The 1,266-nt window shown below is 64.3% G+C and carries 1 protein-coding gene; it reads left to right on the forward strand.

Features of this window, described 5'->3' with window-relative positions; genetic code table 11:
- A partial coding sequence (locus CER19_RS24570; protein WP_133298362.1) for an S-layer family protein occupies positions 1–1,266 on the forward strand: 1,266 nt, incomplete at both ends.

The raw sequence follows: 1,266 nt of genomic DNA on the forward strand, positions 1-1,266 counted from the left end.
AGACCTGGCCCAACGCCAAGTCAACCCGGTGACCTTGCCCGGCTTCAGTTTGCCGACCAGCCAGAACGGCCTGTTCCGCCTCAGCGGCCAGGCCGCGAAAGGCGGCGCAGCGAGTAAAGCGGACACCGCCACCGGCGACTTCAGCGTCAACGGGCGAGTCATCACCGCCGCCGACCGCGAAAAAAACCTCGACTACACCGCCGTGCAAGAACGCGGTTTCAACCTCGATGGCCAGCCCGTCAGCGGCGCAGTCAACGGCCAGGGCCCGCTGGCTCTGGACAATCGCTCCCCCTCGATCACCCGCGTGCAAGGCCTGCCAGACATTGCCCCGGTGGATAACAGCCACAAATACCTGATCGAAACCAACCCGGCGCTCACCGACCTCAAGCAGTTCATGAGCTCCGACTACCTGCTGGGCAAACTCGGCTACAACCCCGACGCCAGCTGGAAGCGCCTGGGCGACGGCCTGTACGAGCAGCGCTTGATCCGCGAAGCCGTGGTGGCCCGCACTGGCCAACGCTACATCAACGGCCTCGCCAGCGATGACCAACTGTTCCGCTACCTGATGGACAACGCCATCTCTTACAAGGACTCGCTCAACCTGCAGCTCGGCGTATCGCTGACTGCCGAACAAGTCGCGGCGCTGACCCACGACATCGTGTGGATGGAAGAAGCCGAGGTCAACGGCCAGAAAGTCCTGCCCCCCGTGCTCTACCTGGCCCAGGCCAACAACCGCCTGGCCCCTAACGGCGCGCTGATCCAGGGCCAGGACGTGAGCCTGATCACCGGCGGCGACCTGCACAACAGCGGCACCCTACGCGCCACCAACAACCTGAACATGGTCGCAGGCAACATCGACAACAGCGGCCTGATGCAAGCCGGCAATCGCTTGGAAATGCTCGCCACCGACTCGATCCGCAACAGCCGCGGCGGCATCGTCAATGGCCGCGACATCAGCGCCACCGCCGTGACCGGCGACATCCTCAACGAACGCACCGTCACCACCTTCAAACAGGAAGGCCAGGGCTATCAACTGCGCAACGACGTGGCCAGCGAAGCCTCCCGCTTCGAAGCCACCGACACGCTCAAGCTGAACGCCGGCCGCGACGTGCTCAACCTCGGCAGCAACCTGAAAGCCGGCGGCAACGCCAGCGTGACCGCAGGACGTGACGTGCTGATCGCCAGCCAGACCGAACAGGACGACTACGCCTACCACCGCCGCGACATCAGCGCCACCGAGCAAACCATCCTGCAACAGGTATTCGG

It is taken from the genome of Pseudomonas sp. GL93, assembly GCF_003408955.1.
GTDB classification, from domain to species: domain Bacteria; phylum Pseudomonadota; class Gammaproteobacteria; order Pseudomonadales; family Pseudomonadaceae; genus Aquipseudomonas; species Aquipseudomonas paracarnis.